This window comes from Paenibacillus sp. JT31N11 (assembly GCF_056269285.1).
Genome location: NZ_JBWDNQ010000003.1, coordinates 106,436 through 126,070, shown reverse-complemented (window position 1 = coordinate 126,070; position 19,635 = coordinate 106,436). Strand labels below are relative to the sequence as shown.

At 51.2% G+C, this 19,635-nt stretch carries 14 protein-coding genes and 1 pseudogene; 7 read left to right on the top strand and 8 right to left on the bottom strand.

Going from position 1 to position 19,635, the window contains the following annotated elements:
* Positions 1-3: 3 nt before the first annotated feature.
* The gene (locus AC0YNV_RS13095) at positions 4-402 is read right to left on the bottom strand and encodes a globin domain-containing protein (RefSeq protein WP_475768502.1); all 399 of its coding nucleotides are present in this window, start codon (positions 400-402) and stop codon (positions 4-6) included.
* Between the two features lie 512 nt (positions 403-914).
* On the opposite strand from AC0YNV_RS13095, the gene ylbJ reads away from it, so the two are divergent.
* The 3 genes from ylbJ (at position 915) to AC0YNV_RS13080 (ending at position 4,546) form a co-directional block, all read left to right on the top strand.
* Positions 915-1,940: a sporulation integral membrane protein YlbJ gene (ylbJ, locus tag AC0YNV_RS13090; protein ID WP_475768920.1), complete on the top strand. Its 1,026-nt coding sequence runs from the start codon at positions 915-917 to the stop codon at positions 1,938-1,940.
* A gap of 66 nt (positions 1,941-2,006) precedes the next feature.
* The gene (locus tag AC0YNV_RS13085) at positions 2,007-2,804 is read left to right on the top strand and encodes an NAD kinase (protein ID WP_210038179.1); all 798 of its coding nucleotides are present in this window, start codon (positions 2,007-2,009) and stop codon (positions 2,802-2,804) included.
* Between the two features lie 2 nt (positions 2,805-2,806).
* Positions 2,807-4,546 (top strand): ABC transporter ATP-binding protein, encoded by a 1,740-nt coding sequence (locus tag AC0YNV_RS13080; RefSeq protein ID WP_210038178.1) that lies wholly within the window; start codon positions 2,807-2,809, stop codon positions 4,544-4,546.
* A gap of 105 nt (positions 4,547-4,651) precedes the next feature.
* On the opposite strand, the gene AC0YNV_RS13075 is transcribed toward AC0YNV_RS13080, so the two are convergent.
* The 3 genes and pseudogenes from AC0YNV_RS13075 to lipA all read right to left on the bottom strand — a co-directional run.
* Complete coding sequence (locus AC0YNV_RS13075) at positions 4,652-5,251, bottom strand: nitroreductase family protein (RefSeq protein WP_210038177.1); 600 nt, start codon at positions 5,249-5,251, stop codon at positions 4,652-4,654.
* A 185-nt stretch (positions 5,252-5,436) separates the two neighbouring features.
* Entirely contained in the window at positions 5,437-6,186 is a 750-nt protein-coding gene (locus tag AC0YNV_RS13070; protein ID WP_475768919.1) for a YutD family protein, read from the bottom strand.
* A 22-nt stretch (positions 6,187-6,208) separates the two neighbouring features.
* A pseudogene (gene lipA, locus AC0YNV_RS13065) lies at positions 6,209-7,162 on the bottom strand (lipoyl synthase); the annotation flags it as partial.
* A gap of 67 nt (positions 7,163-7,229) precedes the next feature.
* On the opposite strand from lipA, the gene AC0YNV_RS13060 reads away from it, so the two are divergent.
* Positions 7,230-8,264 (top strand): M23 family metallopeptidase, encoded by a 1,035-nt coding sequence (locus AC0YNV_RS13060; RefSeq protein WP_475768501.1) that lies wholly within the window; start codon positions 7,230-7,232, stop codon positions 8,262-8,264.
* A 145-nt stretch (positions 8,265-8,409) separates the two neighbouring features.
* On the opposite strand, the gene yunB is transcribed toward AC0YNV_RS13060, so the two are convergent.
* The 3 genes from yunB to AC0YNV_RS13045 form a co-directional block, all read right to left on the bottom strand.
* Entirely contained in the window at positions 8,410-9,273 is an 864-nt protein-coding gene (gene yunB / locus AC0YNV_RS13055) for a sporulation protein YunB (RefSeq protein ID WP_475768500.1), read from the bottom strand.
* A 128-nt stretch (positions 9,274-9,401) separates the two neighbouring features.
* On the bottom strand, positions 9,402-10,088 hold the full coding sequence (locus tag AC0YNV_RS13050; protein WP_475768499.1) for a TerC family protein: 687 nt from the start codon (positions 10,086-10,088) through the stop codon (positions 9,402-9,404).
* Between the two features lie 150 nt (positions 10,089-10,238).
* Positions 10,239-11,105: a helix-turn-helix domain-containing protein gene (locus AC0YNV_RS13045; protein ID WP_475768498.1), complete on the bottom strand. Its 867-nt coding sequence runs from the start codon at positions 11,103-11,105 to the stop codon at positions 10,239-10,241.
* A 143-nt stretch (positions 11,106-11,248) separates the two neighbouring features.
* Between AC0YNV_RS13045 and AC0YNV_RS13040 the strand changes: the two genes are divergently transcribed.
* The 3 genes from AC0YNV_RS13040 to AC0YNV_RS13030 all read left to right on the top strand — a co-directional run bounded on the left by AC0YNV_RS13040 (position 11,249) and on the right by AC0YNV_RS13030 (position 18,666).
* The gene (locus AC0YNV_RS13040; protein WP_475768497.1) at positions 11,249-13,912 is read left to right on the top strand and encodes a family 78 glycoside hydrolase catalytic domain; all 2,664 of its coding nucleotides are present in this window, start codon (positions 11,249-11,251) and stop codon (positions 13,910-13,912) included.
* A 261-nt stretch (positions 13,913-14,173) separates the two neighbouring features.
* Positions 14,174-17,284, top strand: a complete 3,111-nt coding sequence (locus AC0YNV_RS13035) for a hybrid sensor histidine kinase/response regulator (RefSeq protein ID WP_475768496.1) — start codon at positions 14,174-14,176, stop codon at positions 17,282-17,284.
* Positions 17,285-17,451: 167 nt separating this feature from the next.
* Complete coding sequence (locus tag AC0YNV_RS13030) at positions 17,452-18,666, top strand: aspartate aminotransferase family protein (RefSeq protein ID WP_475768495.1); 1,215 nt, start codon at positions 17,452-17,454, stop codon at positions 18,664-18,666.
* A gap of 187 nt (positions 18,667-18,853) precedes the next feature.
* Here AC0YNV_RS13030 and AC0YNV_RS13025 read toward each other — a convergent pair whose 3' ends face one another.
* Positions 18,854-19,588 (bottom strand): MBL fold metallo-hydrolase, encoded by a 735-nt coding sequence (locus tag AC0YNV_RS13025; RefSeq protein ID WP_475768494.1) that lies wholly within the window; start codon positions 19,586-19,588, stop codon positions 18,854-18,856.
* Positions 19,589-19,635: the final 47 nt, after the last annotated feature.

Genomic DNA, 19,635 nt, shown 5'->3' with positions numbered 1-19,635 from the left:
CAATCACGTCTCCTGTTCGTTCGTCTCATTCGTGTTCACAAAATGATGGGCAGGGCCGGACAGCCGCTCAAGTACGATTTCCTGAAGCTCTGCCGGCAGGCCGTTCTCTTCCAGCGCTCCGCGCATGCAGGACAGCCATGCTTTGGCGCGTTCCGGCGTAATTGGAAACGGCATATGCCTTGCACGCATCATGGGATGGCCGTATTGATCGGAATAAAGCGCCGGTCCGCCAAAAAATTGGGATAAAAACAATGCTTGCTTCTCCATAACGGGAAAAATGTCCTCCGGGAAAAGCGGGGCCAATAAGGGATGCTTTTGCACTCTAGGATAAAAGGCCTCGACAATTCGGGTTATGCCTTCAAATCCGCCAACAGCGTCATAAATAGTTCTATAGTTATTCATCGTCATATACATCTCCATTTTGTAGGTCTTTGGTAATAGTTGACAAGTTATTTTTTTACGCCTTAAGTCTTAGGTGGTCAAACAAAAAAAATGCCCTTCTAAAGGAGGGCATTCGGTCATTGGATAGTACAAATAAGCAACGAAGGTCAGCTCTCATAATCCTCTTCACCGGGAGCCATCAATGACTCACGGATTACGTAAACGAATGCGCACACGAGGATGCCGGCAATAAAACTCATAAAGTCATCACCCCAAGCGTTCGATATACTTCTAGTGTACCATAAACATGTCGAAAATAATACCTGAATTGCAAGCGTTTTCTTTAATTTATTTTTACAGAAAACTGTCAACAAAGTATCCGACTTTATATATATATTACCCACAATTGTGATGATTGTCCCATTCCGTTCATATATCGATTAGTAGGCCTTTTATTAGATCGATTGGAGGGGGACTTTGTGCATATTGTCCGGTATTTGATCCGCCCGGCTGTTATCCCGGCCTGGTCCGCCATGCTTTTTATTTTGCTTCTTGCCGTTTTTCCCGCCGCTTCGCTGGAAGCCTCCATTCGCGGACTTTCCATCTGGTGGCAGGTGCTGTTTCCGGCGCTTTTCCCCTTCTTTGTTATATCCGAGCTGCTTCTGGGTTTCGGAATCGTCCATTTCTTCGGCAAGCTGCTGGATCCCTTAATGCGTCCGTTGTTCCGGCTGCCGGGCATCGGCGGCTTCGTCGTGACAATGGGCTACGCCTCCGGTTATCCTGTCGGGGCCAGATTGACTGCCCAGCTGTGGGAACAGCGCCTTGTCAACCGCGCTGAAGGGGAGCGGCTTGTAGCCTTCACCACTACCTCGGACCCGATTTTTTTGATTGGCGCAGTATCGGTCGGTTTCTTTCATAATGTGGCTCTCGCCCCGCTGCTTGCAGTTTCCCACTATGGCGGCGGATTGCTCATAGGTCTTATGATGCGCTTCCATGACCGAAAATATGAATCATCGGCACATACGCAAGCCGCTCCCCCCGCAGGGAGGCGCAAGTCACGCCTTGTCGAGGCGGTTAAGGCCATGCACGAGGCACGGCTGCTGGACGGAAGGCCCATTGGCAGGCTGCTTCAGGATGCGGTACAAGCAGCCCTGAGGCTGATGATCGTCGTCGGCGGACTTGTGGTCGTCTTCTCCGTTATTATGGAGCTGCTGACAAGCGGAGGAGCGATCGGCGTGCTCACACATATACTCGGCGGAATCATGAATCTGTTCGGCCTGCCGCTGTCCCTTGCCAATGCCGTGATTAACGGATTGTTCGAAGTGACCCTTGGGGCGCAAGCCTCAGGCTCCGCAGCAGGAACCTCACTTGTCCATCAGGCTGCGATTGCGGCATTCATTCTTTCCTGGGGCGGATTATCCGTACATGCGCAGGTTGCCAGTCTGCTCAGCCGGACGAATCTTCGGTATATCCCGTTTCTGATCGCTCGCTTGGTTCACGGCATCCTTGCCATGGCGCTTGTTTATCTGCTCTGGAACAGCCTGGGTCCCATCGGTTGACATTGTATTCAAGGGCGTTTTCCGATATGATCGAACTATCTACCGTTTTGGAAGGAGCTTGTTTCTTTGAACTACGCAGTGGTCGATCGAGGCGATAAACTGTCCCAGGAGCTGGCACAGCATTTTCACATCAAGGCAGCGGAAAAAGGATTTACGCGGAATGAGGAAAAACCGGATATCGTCATTTCCATCGGCGGTGACGGAACGCTGCTTCAGGCCTTTCATTCCTATTCCGACCGGGTCGCCAGCGTCGCATTTATCGGCGTTCATACGGGTCATCTCGGTTTTTTTGCCGATTGGAAGGCTGATGAGCTCGACGAACTGGTTCGCATGATGGCCGAAGATGAACCGAAGATCGTACGGTATCCCATCGCGCAGATTGAACTGGACACGACCGAAGGTATTTCAACACATTATGCGCTGAATGAATTCACCCTTAAAGGCGTGGACAATACTTTGGTTGCCCAAATCGATATCAATGACGAGCTCTTTGAAATGTTCCGGGGCGATGGCATCGTCGTTTCCACTCCATCGGGCAGTACCGCTTATAACAAAAGCCTGGGTGGAGCCGTTATCCATCCTTCCATAGAATCGCTGCAAATAGCGGAAATCGCCTCAATCAACAATCGGGTATACCGCACGCTTGGCTCTTCCGTCGTTCTGCCGCAGCATCATCATTGCGATATTATTTCGCGCAAGGATCAGCGGCTGCAGCTATCGTTCGATCATTTAAACATTACAAGAAACGATATCCGATCCATCCGCTGCAGTGTTGCGGGACATAAGGTCAGCTTCGCCAGGTACCGGCCCTTCCCGTTCTGGAACCGGGTGCGTGAGGCGTTTCTTGGATACGATGTGAAATAATTATGAAGCTTTTCCGATCTTATTTGCAATTTGTAAAGCCATACCGCTGGCTGGTCGCGTTCACACTGATCATCGGCATTATGAAATTCGCCATTCCGCTGACGATGCCGCTTTTTATCAAATACGTGGTGGACGAGATCCTCACCGCAACGCTGCCCGCCAGCGAGAAACTGGATAAATTGGCGCGCGTTATTGGACTGGCTTTTGTGCTGTTTGTCATCGTCCGCTACCCCATTGAATACTTCAGGCAATATTTCGCGCAGTTCACCACAAGCCGTGTTTTATTCGATCTGCGCAACAAGCTGTATTCCCACCTGCAGCTGCTCTCCATTCGCTTCTATCAAAACCGCAAATCCGGCGAGATCATATCCCGGGTCATGAACGACGCCGAGCAGACCAAGTCCTTGGTTGAAACCGGCCTGATGAACATCTGGCTCGACATGTTCACGCTGGTCATTGCGGTGGTCATCATGTTCAATATGAATGTGCCGCTCACCTTTGTAGCCATCGCCATCCTGCCTCTATACGCTTATGCGGTCAAGAAGCTTTACAAACGGCTGCAGGCTTATTCGCGTTCCAGATCCCAGTCACTGGCCGAGATGCAGGGCTATCTTAATGAGCATGTCAACGGGATTCCGGTGGTGAAAAGCTTCACTCTCGAGGCTCATGAGCAGGAGCAGTTTCAAGTCCGCAACCGGAGCTTTCTCGAACGGGCGTTTGCCTTGACCCGCTGGAACGCTCTGACACAATCCATCACCAATACTCTGACCGAGATCGCTCCGCTCCTGGTTCTTGCCTGCGGCGGTTATCTGGTCATCAAGAAGCAGCTTACCCTTGGCGAGTTCGTCGCGTTCTACGGGTATCTGGACAGGCTGTACGGCCCTCTGCGAAGGCTGGTCAATTCATCCACCGAGCTTACGCAAGCCTCCGCTTCGCTGGAGCGGGTCATGGAGCTGCTGAACGAGGAGCCTGAGATCAAAGATGCGCCGGATGCCATCGAGCTCAAGAAGGTGCGTGGAGATATCGAATTCCGCGATGTATCCTTCCGCTACCTGGATACCGGCGAATGGGTGCTGCAGCATATCAATCTCACAATTCCACAGGGCCATACCGTGGCGCTGGTCGGGATGAGCGGCGGCGGCAAATCGTCTCTGGTCAGCCTGCTTGCAAGGTTTTATGATATCCAGGAAGGGCAAATTACGGTTGACGGTCGCGATATTCAAGCCTTTAGGCAGCAAAGCCTGCGATCCCATATCGGCATGGTGCTGCAGGATAATATTCTGTTCAGCGGCTCGGTGAGGGATAATATACGGCTTGGCGATCCCGCAGCTTCCGAAGAAGCTATCATTGAGGCGGCGCACAGAGCCAATGCCCATGAGTTTATTACTGCGCTTCCTGCTGGCTATGACACGGAAATCGGCGAACGGGGCGTGAAGCTCTCCGGAGGCCAGAAGCAGCGGATTGCCATTGCCCGGGTATTTCTCAAGGATCCGGCTATTCTGGTTCTGGACGAAGCAACCTCCGCGCTGGATCTGGAATCCGAGCATGCGATCCAGGAATCGCTCGCGGTACTAGCGCGGAATCGCACAACGCTGATCGTGGCGCATCGCCTGTCGACGATTACCCATGCGGATACGATCGTCGTCATTGAGCACGGGTCAATCGTCGAGCAAGGCAATCATGAGGAATTAATGAACAGAGACAGCGCCTATGCGCGGCTGTACAATGTCCAGCATTTATAAGATTAATTGAGAGCTGTTATTCATGAACGATCAAAAAGAGTACAGCAAGCCTGAAGAAGGCTCAGCTGTACTCTTTTGATTTTGCAAAGGATATTGCGGATTATATTATTTGAACACTTTCATGCGGTCTTCAATGGGGCTGAATTGTTTGTCGCCAGGAACTGCTGTAGGATTGCCAAACGGCATTTGGGCAACAAGCTTCCAGCTTGCCGGTACATCCCATTCCTGCTGCACAGCTGCATCAATCAACGGATTGTAGTGCTGCAGGGATGCGCCGAGTCCTTCATTCACCAGACCTGTCCATACCACCAGCTGAAGCATGCCGGACGCATGATGGGACCAGATCGGGAAGTTATCTTTATAAGAAGCAAACTGCTCTTGAAGTCCTTTGACCACATTCTCGTCTTCGAAGAACAGGACAGTTCCGTATCCGTTGTAGAATCCGTTGATCCGTTCTTCAGTGGAAGCGAACTGCTCAGCCGGAACAATTTTGCGAAGCTCTTCTTTAGTCAGATTCCACAGCTTGTCATGCTGCTCTCCGAGCAGGACAACAACGCGCGAGCTTTGGGAATTGAAGGATGATGGCGTATGTTTAACAGCCTCGGAAACGAGCTCTTGAATGCGGTCATCGGATAAAACGGATTCTTTTGAAAGCCCGTAGAATGTACGTCTTTCTTTGACTGCTTGATAGAAATCTTTAGCCATGTGTTTGAATCTCCTTTTTGTTGGTAATATTTTTTCACTAACTTACTTTAATATTGTAACTCATTTTTCATAGAAATCAAATTTTTTTATCGTAAATTTTCGCAAAGAAAAACCGCGTATACGGAAAGTAAACCGGATACGCGGTTTTTGAGTTTTGATGGGTTCGGCACAAAGCCTGGCAGATCTTAAGCTTTTGGTCCGGAATCCTTCTGACGATTTCCCTGATTCTGCTTTGAATGCGTCTGGATTTCTGCTGCTGCCGCTACAGGTGCTTTAGGCGCGGTAAAATGAGGCTTGCGATGCCGGCCGCTGCGTTCGCGCTCGCCATTATTAGGCCGCTCCTCCTGCTGAATTGCCGACTGCTGGCGCCCGCCGTCCCTGTCGCGGTCTTTATCCTTGTTAAACGGCTTGCGGTTTTCCTTAACCGGTTCTTTCTCGACATCCTTGGGCGAATCCTTGCGAAGATGCTTGGGATGGTATTCACGTCTTTGATGCTCTCTGACGATCCGTGGAGTCGTCCGTGCCTGCTCCTGACCGGTTTCTTCACCTTGGATTACGTCACTGGCCTGTATAGAAAGCTCATAGGCATCTTCAATACCCTCAAACAGTTCTGCGTTATCCGTCTCGGCATCGAGCTCGCTGCCGTCCTCACCCTGGCGCTTGACGCCGGGATGCCTCTGCAGGACAAAATAAGCGCAGCCGAAATTGCAGTATTCATTAATATAATCAAGCATACTTGAGAACGCGCTGTCTCTTGTTGCTTTAGGATGATTATCCCGAAAAAAGCCCTTCAGACGAAGCTGATTATAGCCCCAGTCTCCGATAACATAATCGTAGCGCTCCAGCACCTCGCTGAAACGTTCACGAAATGCTTCGGGGTTCCAGCCGTCCTTGTTCTCGTGAATCAATTCATAGGCTCTGCCATTGATATGCATCAAGGGTGCTCCCCACTCCTTCTCACAATGTTGCTGTTCTTGCCTCCGTTGCCGATTGCACCTGCTCATGGGCATGATAGGAGCTCCGCACCAGAGGAGCAGATTCCACATGGCTGAATCCGCGGCGCAGCCCCTCTTCCTTCAGCTTGGTAAACTCGTCCGGGTGCACATAACGTTCCACCGCCAGATGATTGGGTGTCGGCTGCAGGTATTGTCCCAATGTCAGTATATCCACATTAGCCGCGCGAAGATCATCCATCGTCTGGAGGATTTCATCCCATTCCTCGCCAAGTCCAAGCATAATGCTTGATTTGGTCGGGATCCCGGGCTGCATGGCTTTGGCACGCTTGAGCAGCTCCAGGGAACGGGCATATTTCGCTTTGGCGCGAACGCGGTCCGAGAGACGCTCAACGGTTTCGATATTATGATTGAGGATATCCGGCTTCACATCCATTACGGTTTGCAGCGCGGCCTCGTTGCCTAGAAAATCGGGAATCAGCACTTCCACGCTGCATAGCGGCATGCGGTTGCGGACCGCTTTGACGGTCTCGGCGAATATCATCGCTCCGCCATCCGCCAAATCATCGCGGGCTACAGAGGTGACCACACAGTGGCGCAGTCCCATCTGCTCCGCGGCTTCCGCCACACGTTCCGGCTCCTGTAGATCAAGCTCGGTCGGAAGGCCTGTCTTAACAGCACAAAAACGGCACGCACGCGTGCAAATATCGCCTAATATCATAAAAGTTGCAGTCCGGTTGGCCCAGCACTCATAGATGTTCGGACATCGGGCTTCTTCACAGACGCTATGCAGTGTCTTGGAACGCATCATATCTTTAATCTCGGCATAGTTGCCGCCTGTTGTTAATTTTATCCGCAGCCAGTCCGGCTTTGGCACAGCGTTCTTCTCTTTTGTCTTCATTGAAGCATACCTGCTTTCTGTAGTCTCCTGCGTCTTATTATAGCACGTTTCGGATAAAAACCAATGATTTGCAAATGATAACTACAGTCCATTTGGCCATTTCCGTCTGAGGAGGAGGGGATCCATGAAACGGTTTTTACTTTGTCCCATCTTGCTCCTGATATGCATGATGGGTATGCTGCAATCATTTGGCTCCATTGCAACAGCGCAGGAGAAGCCCGCCGAACCGCCCAGGAAGGAAAATGAGTTCGAGCAGCGGAAGGCGCTGTATCTGCAAATAAGCAGCCTGACCGGCATTCCCTGGTACCGGCTTGCAGCCGTTGATCAGTATGAGCGGACCATCACCAAAGTCCGTCCGAAAACAAGAAAACAGCTTGGAGAGTTTGTCAGTGTATTCGTCACGGAGCCCGGATGGACAGGCGAGCTGAATCCTGACACGGAGGATCAGCTTCCCGCTTCTATCCGCTGGTTCAGCGGCATCGGCAGGGATGGGGATGGCGACGGTCTCGCGAAGCGGACCAGCGACACCGACCTGCTGTATTCAGTAGCCGACCATTTTACGCACTTCGGGCCGTCGGAAGAGGACTTCGCCATTGGCGCCTGGCAATATTACCACAATACCCGGGCTGTCCAGAGGGTCCGCCAATTCTCCGCGTTGTATGCACATTTCGGCCGTCTGGAGCTCTTCGAGCATGCCTTTCCGCTTCCTATCGGAACCAACTACTCTTATCGCGGTACCTGGGGAACAAGCAGAAGCTGGGGCGGCTTCCGCATTCATGAAGGGACCGATATCTTCGCCAATTATGGAATCAATGTGCGAAGCACCTGCTACGGCATTGTTGAAATTAAAGGCTGGAATCCCTATGGCGGCTGGAGGCTCGGCATCCGCGATTTGAACAACAATTATCATTATTACGCGCATCTGTCGGGCTATGAAAAAAACTTGCGGGTCGGCAGCATCGTAAAGCCCGGGCAGCTGGTGGGCTTCGTCGGAAGCTCCGGCTACGGCAAGCCGGGAACGCAGGGAAAATTCCCGCCGCATCTGCATTATGGCGTTTACCGGGACAGCGGTCTGATCGAATGGTCCTTCGACCCCTACCCGCTGCTGCGGCAATGGGAAAACAGCGAGCGTAGGCAGCTGAAGCAAAGCAACCATTAATTTCGCTGCGTAAAAAACTCTCCTGCCGCATATTTATTGTAAGATCTAACGGAGCCTGACATTTCCCTTCTAAAAGGAAGAAGCCGGTTATTTCAGGAAAAGGCGCCTGTCCTTGATGACAAGCGCCTTTTCCTGTATCTATTTTTCAACTGCCGTCATTCGTCGACCAGTCATTATCGGATTCGTTCAAATAATCAGTCGAGGTATCCGGCAGCTGCTGTTCATTGTCCGTCCCGCCGCTGTTTCTCGGGCTCGTCGTGGTGACGCCGTCCTGGCCTTCCTGCATGGGCAGTGAGATGCTGGGAGCTCCTGACGCCGAATCCCCGACAGGATTGCCCTTGTTATCATAGTAATACATGGGCACATCGCCTACCACGAGCAGATAGGAAATGGGAATTTCCGTCTCCACAAGCTCAGGTTGAGTATCGAAGGGAATGATGATCGACACCTCTGCCACGATGCGCATATAAACTTCAACCAGAATCATATTGATTCCGGCATCCTGCTGTCTGGTCTCCAGATCCACCTTGACCGCTCCAGCCGGCTCGAATTTCACCGGAACGCGGGGACCGTAGGAGGCAATGATCGCACTGCCGAGCGCCTGGCCGACAGGAATCTTCTCCGGGATGTCTTTAATTTCATTCAGCATGCCCTGCACGCGGTCGGCGGTCTGGGAGGTAATCCGCATATGCTCCGCATAATTCAGCATAAACCCGGATATTTTACCGCTATTATTGGTTTTCCATTCAATCAGCTTCTCGACATCGCCTTGGCTTGCGACCTGGTCGGTGATGGCTTTGTTAATTGCCTGCGTAGCCACCTGCTTGACCCTGACCTTGGCGACCGTCATCAGCGGTCCCTGCAGATTGCGCTCTACGAATATAAACAGCTGGAAAATAAACAGAAATACAATAAGCATGATGAGCAGCCACAGCCTCCTGCGGCTGCGGGGTTTGCCGTTCCGGCGTTTGCCGCTGCTGTGCCAGCCCCGTCTTCCCCACTTCGGCATAACTTTAGCGCCCCCTTTTTGCACCTTCGTCCGCCTTTTCTATCCAAGCTTATGCAAAGGGACGGCAAAAAAGAAGAAACACCCCTTAAGCGAGGTGTTTCCCCTTCCGATTCTCAAGCCTGAAGTTCTCAGCGGGCGGCTTTCGCTTCCGCCCGTTTATTGTGGGTCCGATTGATCAGATGGCCTACGGCAACGACCGCAATCGCCAGCACGATTGGAAGCAGATGATTCGTCCAGGGAAGCGTCGACTCAATAAAGGCGCTGACGCCTTTATCATCCAGAATCATCTCGCCTGCGGTGTAGCCAAGCAGTGCCGCACCCAGCACGACAATGATGGGAAATCGCTTCATCAAGCGCATCAGCAGCTGGCTTGCCCAAATAATCAGGGGAATGCTGATTGCCAGACCAATGACGATAAGCAGGAGATTCCCGCCAGCCGCGCCTGCCATGGCCAGTACATTGTCCAGACTCATGACGAGATCGGCCACAATGATCGTTTTGACGGCGCCCGACAGGCGTGAGCTCGATTGAATGTTTTCCGTCTCTTCTTCCTGCTTCAGCAGCTTCACGGCAATAAACAACAGCAGGAGTCCTCCAAGCGCCTGAACGAACGGAATGCGAAGCAGCCATACGGCGGCGAATGTCAATACGATCCTCAGGCCGATGGCTCCCATACTGCCCCAGAACACGGCTTTTTTCTGCTGTTCGGCAGGCAAATTGCGGCTTGCCAGGGCGATCACAACCGCGTTGTCGCCGCTGAGCACCACATTGATCAAGATCAACTCCAGCAAAACAAAAACAAAGTTTCCTTCCATTATGTTCTCCCTTGTGCAGCAATAGCCGGTTTCTTGAAGATGCAGGCAAATGTTGGCAGCTTTTTTGCCCTCTATAGTTCTGCCCCTATGCTGCAGGCTTTAAAACAGGACCGGCAGATTCAGCTGCAGTTATGCGATGCGAACCGTCCGTTATTCTCTGAACTGCCGGCGGTAGGCGCCGGGGGTCTCGCCAACCATCCTGCGGAAAAGGACCATGAAGGAATTCAGATCCTTGTATCCGACTGCTTCGGCTATTCTGCTTATTTTCTGCTGCGTGCTTCTAAGCTGCTCACAGCTTTTTTGAATCCGCAGGCTTTGCAAATAATAATTAAAGCTTTGCCCTGTATGCTGCTTGAACAGCCGCTGCAAATGACGTTCGCTCCATTGGAACCGTTCGGTCAAATGGGATAATGTTATTTTCTCCGCATAATTCTGCTCCAGATAGCTTAATAGCTGAAGAAAACGGGCGGGACTTCCGGGAGCGGTGCGGCTTGTTTCCGTATGCAGCCGGTAGATCGTTACAATCAGCTGCTGCAGCAGCGTGTTCAAATACGTCGTGGAGCCGCTCCGAGGCAGTGAATACTCCTTGTACAAAGAAAGAAACAGCTTTCCAATCTCATCATCCGTATCGAATACGGCGTGGTAAGGAAGGGTTTCTTCTTTGAGTCCTTCAAGATAAACAGCAATAGGACCGTCGAATACCAGCGGAATCAGATTGTCAACAAGCTGCTTCGTAAAAATGCAATTGTAGACAATTAACGGGTCCTGCAGGGCATTGGTAGAGGAAGGACGAAACACATGCGATGTTCCGATGGGAATCACATGCAGCTGGCCCCGATGAATCCGCTGCACATCGTCTTCAATATAATGAAACCCTTTGCCCTCGGCTACATAAGCCAGCTCAATAAACTCATGCGAATGCAGGGGCAGAGTGAAGTCCTCTACCGCCCGGTTGACGTAAAGAAGCAGATTGCTGAAAAACGATTCCGCTTTAAACGTTTGTCTGACCTGCTCCATGTCCCACCACCATTTCCCAAAATGTCGTGATTACCTCTACATATTGTCCTTTATACCGCATAAAAATAAAGAATTCAATCCTTATAATAGGGGGTATGCAGAGTGAAAATGGACATTATATGTTGGAAAGGTGAGGATGCGTTATGACAATGGTTACGAAGCTTCGTTGTGAATACCGGGAGAATCCCATCGGCCTTGACATCCGGAAGCCGAGAATCAGCTGGCAAGTTCAATCCGATACGAGGTCGTGGGAGCAGTCGGCTTATCAGATTCAAGTTTCCCTGGAAGCGGATTTGAGCGCCGTGCTCTGGGATTCAGGGAAGGTTCAATCGGATCAGTCCACTCATGTTGCTCTATCGAAATTGAATGTTGAAGCCGCTCAGCGCTACTACTATCATATCCGGGTATGGGACAAACAAGAACAAGCTTCTCCCTGGTCTGAAATCGCTTACTGGGAAACGGGGCTGCTGGAGCCGGCCGGATGGCAGGCCGATTGGGTCAGTGCGCCGCTTGCCTCCTTCCCTCCGGATTCGGAGCAGTCCCCCCTGCTCCGACGCACATTCAGTGTGAAGGCCAAGGTGAAGAGCGCCCGAATCTACGCTACGAGCCTGGGAATCTATGAAATAAACCTGAACGGAGTCAGAGTGGGAGAGGATTATTTTACGCCGGGATGGACCAGCTACAATGAGCGGCTTCAGTATCAGACCTACGAGGTAACGGACCTGTTGGCGGAGGGTGGCAATGCCGTTGGCGCCATGCTGGGAAATGGTTGGTATAAAGGGAATCTGGGATGGGTCGATCACAAAAATATATATGGCGACCGGACAGCGCTGCTTCTGCAGCTGCATATCCGGTACGATGACGGCACCGAGGACATTATCGTATCGGATGCGCAGTGGAAGGTATCCGGGAGTCCGGTTCTGCTGTCTGAAATCTACCATGGAGAAACCTATGACGCGAGGCTGGAGAAAGCCGGCTGGAGCACAGCTGCTTATAATGACGGCGATTGGGAGCAGGCAGAGGTGCTGCGGCACACCAAAGACATCCTGGTCGCCCAGGAGAATGTTCCGGTCCGTAAAATCGAGGAGCTGCAGCCAAATGCCCTGATCACAACGCCCGCGGGTGAAACCGTTATCGATATGGGGCAAAACATGGTCGGTTGGGTCCGTTTCACCGTGACTGGCCAAGAAGGCCATGAGGTCAGCCTGCAGCATGCCGAGGTGCTGGATCAGGAAGGCAACTTCTATACGGAGAATCTGCGCAGCGCCAAGCAGGCGATCCGCTATATTTTGAAAGGGCAGGGACACGAAACCTTTGAGCCGCATTTCACTTTCCAGGGCTTTCGCTACGTGAAGCTGACAGGATTCAGCGAGCCGGTCAAGCTTGCGGATTTCACCGGCGTTGTGCTGCATTCGGATATGGAGGTTACAGGGGATTTCGAGTGCTCGGACCCGCTGATCAATCAGCTGCAGCATAATATTTTGTGGGGCCAGAAAGGCAATTTCCTCGATGTTCCCACAGACTGCCCGCAGCGTGATGAGCGGCTCGGCTGGACCGGGGATGCGCAGATGTTCATCCGCACCTCCGCCCATTTGATGAACGTGGCCCCATTCTTCGGCAAATGGCTGAAGGATCTGGCGACCGATCAGCTTGACAATGGCGGTGTTCCTTTTGTTATTCCGCATGTGCTTGACGATAACAGCCACTCCTCGGCGGCTTGGGGAGATGCGGCGGTCATTTGTCCCTGGGTCATCTACCAGTGCTACGGGGACAAACAGATTCTGGAGCAGCAATATGAGAGCATGAAAGCCTGGATAGACTATATGCACGCACAAGGAGAGCAGGAATTCCTGTGGAATACCGGCTTCCATTTTGGCGACTGGCTTGGCCTGGATTCCAAACCCGGCTCCTATATCGGAGCGACTGACCGGGACCTTATCGCGACTGCCTTCTACGCCTACTCCACTTCCCTATTCGTGAAAACTGCAGCGGTGCTCCAGAAGGAAGAGGACGTCTCGTACTATACAAATGTGCATGAACAGGTTCTGAAAGCTTTCCGGCATGAGTTCATCACACCTTCCGGCAGATTGTCGGTCCCGACCCAAACCGCTCATGTGCTGGCGCTGATGTTCGGTCTTGTGGAGGGTCCGGCCAAGGAAAGAGCGGCGAAAAAGCTGCTGGAGCTGCTGGAGGAAAGCAAGCACCATCTGACGACCGGCTTTGTCGGCACCCCGTATTTAAACCTGGTGCTCAGTCAGATCGGCAGCAATGACGCGGCCTACAAGCTGCTGTTTCAGACCGATTATCCTTCCTGGCTCTATCAGGTTACCAAAGGGGCGACCACGATTTGGGAGCATTGGGACGGGATCAGGGAGGACGGCGGCTTCTGGAGCAAGGATATGAACTCCTTCAACCATTACGCTTACGGCGCCATTGGCGATTGGCTGTACCGCTGCGTGGCAGGTATTGATACGGACGAGGCGGCGCCGGGTTATAAGCATATCCGGATCGACCCGCATCCTGGAGAAGGACTGAGCTGGGCCAAGGCAAGCCTTGAGACGATGTATGGTCTTGTCGAGTCCGGGTGGAGCGTGGGCGAAGGCTCTGCAATGGAGGTTCAGGTGACGATTCCGCCTAATACGACCGCTTCCGTTCAACTGCCCCATGCTGCTGGAGCTGGGCTTCAAGAGAACGGGAAGGCTGTCGCTGAAGGGGATGGCATTCATTCCATCGAGCGGACAGAGAGCGGAATTGCGCTCACTTTGGGCTCGGGAAGGTATCATTTCACGTATACAACCGTTCTGTAAGGGTCAGGCATATGCTTGGATATATTGGGATGATCAGGGGACGCGAGCCATTCGGGTCCCTTTTTCATATGCATTTGAAAAGCCTCCCGAACTACTTCTCAATGATCGGTCAGCAGCCTTCTTATGGGCCGTTTGGCTGCTTTTTCATCGTATTTAATTTAATTGAACTAGGCCGTTTGCTTAGGGTATACTTTCCATATTAATTGTGATAACTGCAATCTTTTCCCTTTTATGAAGTTTGAGCTGAGGAGACAGGCTATTTTGTCACATATTCTGCATAAGATTGGGAACCGGAAAATTTTTATTATTGCCAGCCTGTTTTTAATCGTTCTAACCGGTTCGCGCGTACTCTGGATTGTGTCGTTCCATGGTATCGATCAACCCTATGCCGTGAATGGATTTGTGGATTTACGGGATTGGAATGCTGCGGAAAGCCGTACGATTACGCTGGATGGCCAATGGGAGTTTTATCCTGGTGAATGGCTGATCAATGATGATAATGAAAGGGTCAAGCCTGTTAGGAAGTCTCAATATATTCAGGTACCGGGTAATTGGGATGCTTCCTTAAAGCCGGGAGACAACACTCCGTACGGTTACGGCTCTTATCGTTTGCGGATTCTGGTCAATCCGGATAACGATATCAACTTCAGCATTCGCGTTCCAAGCGTCCGCAGCTCGTCGGCATTGTATGTAAACGGCCGGCTGCTGGCCAAGTCGGGAGAGCCGGGGGAAAATGAGAAGGCGTACACTGCGCGGAACGTTCCCTACTCCTCCTCCTTCACAGTGAACGGCAACAATCTCATTGAGGTTGTCGTCCAGGCGGCCAACTTTAAGGATCCCCGTCCCAGCGGTATTGTCCGGTCGATGAAATTCGGGACGGAAGAAGCGATTGACCGGGAGACACAGCTGTCCATGGCTATGCAGCAATTGGTCTCCGTCGTATTTTTAATGCATGCCATCTATGCGATTATTTTATTCGTGGTCGGAACCAGGGAGAAAAGACTGCTTTATTTTTCTATGCTCATTGTCAGTGCCACGCTTATGAATCTTCTTGGGACCGATGAGAAATTATTACATTACTGGCTTCCGATCAATTACGAATGGGGATTTAAGCTGGTTCATTTGTCCATGACCGGTGTCGCTTACTCTCTGCTGCAAAGCGTGTCCCGGCTGCCGCCTTCCTTTTGGTCTGGAATTGCTCCGGGTTATGCGCTTCTTTGCGGGGTTTCCGCATTATTAGCGCTGCTGCTGCCTGCCCATTATGTGGTGACGATACAGCCTTTATACGCCTCGATCGTAGGGATTTCCATTATATTAACGATCGTATCGATGCTCCGGGCTTCCAGGAAGGATTTCAAGGACAATGTCCTATTGCTGCTCTCTCTTATTGCCTTCACGAGCAACTTTTCATGGTGGGGCATTATGATGGCCAGCGGAATTAAAGTCGTCTATTATCCGTTTGATCTGATTGTATCGACGACCTGTTTTGCGTCTGTCTGGTTCAAGCAATATTTTCAAATTCATTTCGAAACCAGGAGGCTGGCGGCAAAGCTTCAAAAAGCGGATGAGCTGAAGGATGAATTCCTTGCCAATACGTCGCATGAGCTGCGTAATCCGCTGCACGGCATACTCAACATGTCGCAAGCCGTCCTGGAAAGAGAGCGATATTCATTGAATGAAAAAAGCATCAAGGATCTGGAGGTCTTGTTGTCAGTGGGCCGCCGCATGTCATTTATGCTCAATGATCTGCTTGATGCGGCGAAATTGAAGGAAAACATACCGCGGCTGCAGCTCCAAAGGTTCTCCATTCAAACCATTGCAACCGGCATATTGGACATGCTTCACCATATGACGGAAGGTAAGCCGGTGCGGCTGAAGGATCGGATTCCCGACAATTTCCCGCAGGTCTTTGCCGATGAAAACCGGGTTATTCAAATCGTATTCAATTTGCTTCACAACGCGATTAAATTTACGAATGAAGGCGAGGTTTCGATCCGGGGGTATGTGAAGGACGGGAAGGCGCATATTGCAGTAGCGGATACGGGCAGCGGCATGGACCACGAAACTATGCGACGCGTGTTCGAGCCTTATGAGCAGGGTGATCGCAGCCCAACGATGATTGAGGGAGGGTTTGGTCTCGGCCTCAGCATCAGCAAACAATTGGTGGAGCTGCATGAGGGAACGCTGCAGGTCGTCTCCGTTCCCGGCCAAGGGTCGGAATTCGTTTTCACCCTGCAGCTGGCCGAACCGGATGCCTTGCTCGAGGAAACCGTGAGCGGAATTCCCGACACGGTCGCTTTGGCAAAATCAGCTCTGGCCGCTGCTTCAGAACAGCTTGATCCGGCTTCAGGACAGCAGCCGCAGCTGCCTGCAGACCGCCCCCGAATATTAGTCGTCGACGACGATCCCGTCAACCTTAAAGTAATCGAGACGATTCTCTCATTGGAGAAATATGACATGATGACGGTGACGAGCGGCAGACAAGCGCTGGCTGCATTGGACTTCTGGGAATGGGACTTGATCATTTCGGACGTCATGATGCCCCAGATGTCGGGTTATGAGCTGTCGCGCACCATCCGCAACCGATTCACGATCACAGAACTTCCCATACTGCTGCTTACGGCGAGAAGCCAGCCCGGGGATATCGAGATCGGATTTCAATCGGGCGCCAACGATTATGTGACCAAGCCGGTGGATGCGCTGGAATTACGGTCGCGGGTCAGAGCGCTGACGGACGTGAAGCAATCTGTACGCGAGCGGCTGCGGATGGAAGCGTCCTGGCTTCAGGCGCAAATCCAGCCCCATTTCCTGTTTAACACCTTAAATGCCATTGCGGCATTAAGCGAAATCGATATGGACCGGATGCGCAATCTGCTTGAGGCATTCAGCAATTTTCTGAGGGATAAATATAAGCTTAAAAATATTGACGAGCTATCCCCTATAGAAGATGAGTTAAATATTGTGCGGTCTTATCTGTTCATTGAACAGGAGCGATTTGACGATCGGCTTCATGTCATTTGGGAGATAGACGAATGCGAAGAATTAACAATCCCGCAGCTTACGATCCAGCCCCTGGTTGAAAATTCAATAAAACACGGCGTCATGAACCGTGCCCAAGGGGGAACGATTACGATCCGGGTCACGAACAATGAAACTTATGCGGAGATATCGGTTGAGGACGATGGTGTCGGGATGGATGAGGGCTTGCTTAAACGTATGCCGGATAGCAAAACAGACACCAGATCGGGAGTCGGTCTGCTAAATACGGATCTGCGGTTAAAACGGCATTTTGGAAAAGGGCTTCAAATCAGCAGCGGTCCTGGCCGTGGGACGAGAGTATCGTTCATTGTGAACAAGAATAATGCAGGTTGAGATATAAGTGGAACAAATGCGGTCAGGTGCTATGTCAAATATCCATCATAAGAAAGGATGCTCAGCATATGTAAATCATTATTCTGATTCCATATTGCATTTATTATCACTCAAATGTATAATAATTCATTAATATTGAATAATTATGCATTGGGGTGGTGGGGTTGATGGGCTTGGAAAAAGCAGAACTTTTGAAAGACGCAGTGAACTCCGTATTATTTACTGCTGATCGGCCTGATATCGTTATGGATCGTGGAGAAGGAATGTACATATGGGACACTGAGGGTAAGAGATACCTGGATTTTGTAGGAGGATGGGCGGCAGCAAGCTTGGGGCATTCACCAGATGCGGTTAAACAGGCATTGAATAAACAAGCATCTGCTTTGATTACGGCCAGTCCTGCCTACTATAACAGACCCATGATTGAACTCGCTAAAAGGTTGACGGAAATCACCTGCTACGACAAAGTATTTTTCGCCAGCAGCGGATCGGAAGCCAACGAAAGCGCAATTAAGCTGGCCAGGAAATATGGTGCTGCCTTTTTAAACGGTGCCAATGAAATCATAACGCTCACGAACAGCTTCCATGGCCGTACACTTGCAACCATGTCCGCAACCGGGAAGGAGAAATGGAAAGATTTATTTGCGCCAAGAGTTCCCGGATTTAAGCATATGCCGCTAAACGATATTCTTGCATGCGAGTCCTCGATAGATCATAAGACATGTGCGATTATGCTGGAGCTCGTTCAGGGAGAAGGCGGAGTACATGCCGCTGAGCAGGATTATTTATATCAACTGCGTCAGCTCTGCGACGAGAAAGGGATTTTATTGATTTTTGATGAGATTCAAACGGGAATGGGCAGGACAGGAAAGATGTTTGCCTATCAGCATTACGGAATAGAAGCGGATATTATGACTCTGGGGAAGGGAATCGGAGGCGGATTCCCGCTTTCCGCCATGTTAACCAAGGACAAATATAATATCTTTGATCCCGGCGACCAGGGAGGGACTTACAGCGGACAACCGCTGGCTATGAGTGTGGGACAAGCAGTCGTGAATGAAGTCATTCGATTGGATCTTTCAAATAACGCTCGGATTCAAGGGCTGTACTCGCTCCAGGCGCTGGAGCAAATACAAGGCAAATTTCAGCTGTCCCATATACGGGGAAAGGGCCTGCTTATGGCTTTTGACCTGCCGCAGCCGGTAGGCAAAGAATTGGTTCAAGATTGTCTTCATGAAGGATTATTGATTAATGCTCCAAACCCCGATACGGTTCGGTTAATGCCACCATTAATTGTAACGGGACAAGAAATTGATCAAATGATTCAAATTTTAAGCCGCAGCCTGGCAAGAGTGCTTCAACCGTCTGTGAATGAAACCTGAATTAATCCAAGCCACCGTATAATAATTTGAACGGTGGCTTGTTGTCTGACCATTCATTGAGTGCATAAATATACATTTCTGTTCAGTCAGAGATCATCCTGGCAAACCCGGTCTGCTTTCCCGCAGCGTGTTGATCATAGACGCCGAATACGACAGCAGAGCTTTGTACCAGCAGCCTTATCTGCCGTCATACCCAGCCGCCATCCTGCGGAATGATAACCCGATCAAGCAATTCTTCAACTGCCAGCCGGCTTCGCAAATCCTGTCTTGTCACCAGGCAATGATTAATCGCCTCCATGTGTACCGCCACTACTCTCGTATAGGCTGCATACCGGCATAAGCTTACCACATCGTCCGCATCCATAATGATAGGGTCGCCCACTGCGAACCGCGCCCCGCCTGCATTGACGACAGTCACATCGGGCCGATAGGCGTCCAGTGCTTCCTTGACATCTTCGCACCAGATCGTATCGCCTGCGATGTAGACAACTGGCTCTCCTGCTGCCTGAAGAACATAACCCGATACATGGCCCATCTTTTCGCCGATCTCGCCTGTGCCATGCCTGCCGCTGGTTCGGCGGATCGTGATTCCCTTGTATTCCAGCTTCGTATCAATTGCCGATACCGAGTCGAAGCCTGCGGCGTCATCTCCCGGCTGGCAAAAAACCGGAACCGATTTATCCAGTGCCGTTATTGCTGCGTCGTCCCAGTGGTCGGGATGCAAATGAGTCACGATGACGGCATCCGGTGCAGACACTTCCCCGATTGGAACAGGCAGCGGAACAAGCGGGTTGCGCCTATCGTTCGTCGTATTAATGACCGGAGGCTTGGCTCCCATATCGCTGAACATCGGATCAAATAGGAAGCTCACACCAGCGTATTCCAGATACAGCGTTGCATTACGGATCAACTGCAGCTTCATGTTCGGTCCACCTCTTATCTTTCGTATTCAGTTCCTGTTACAATTAT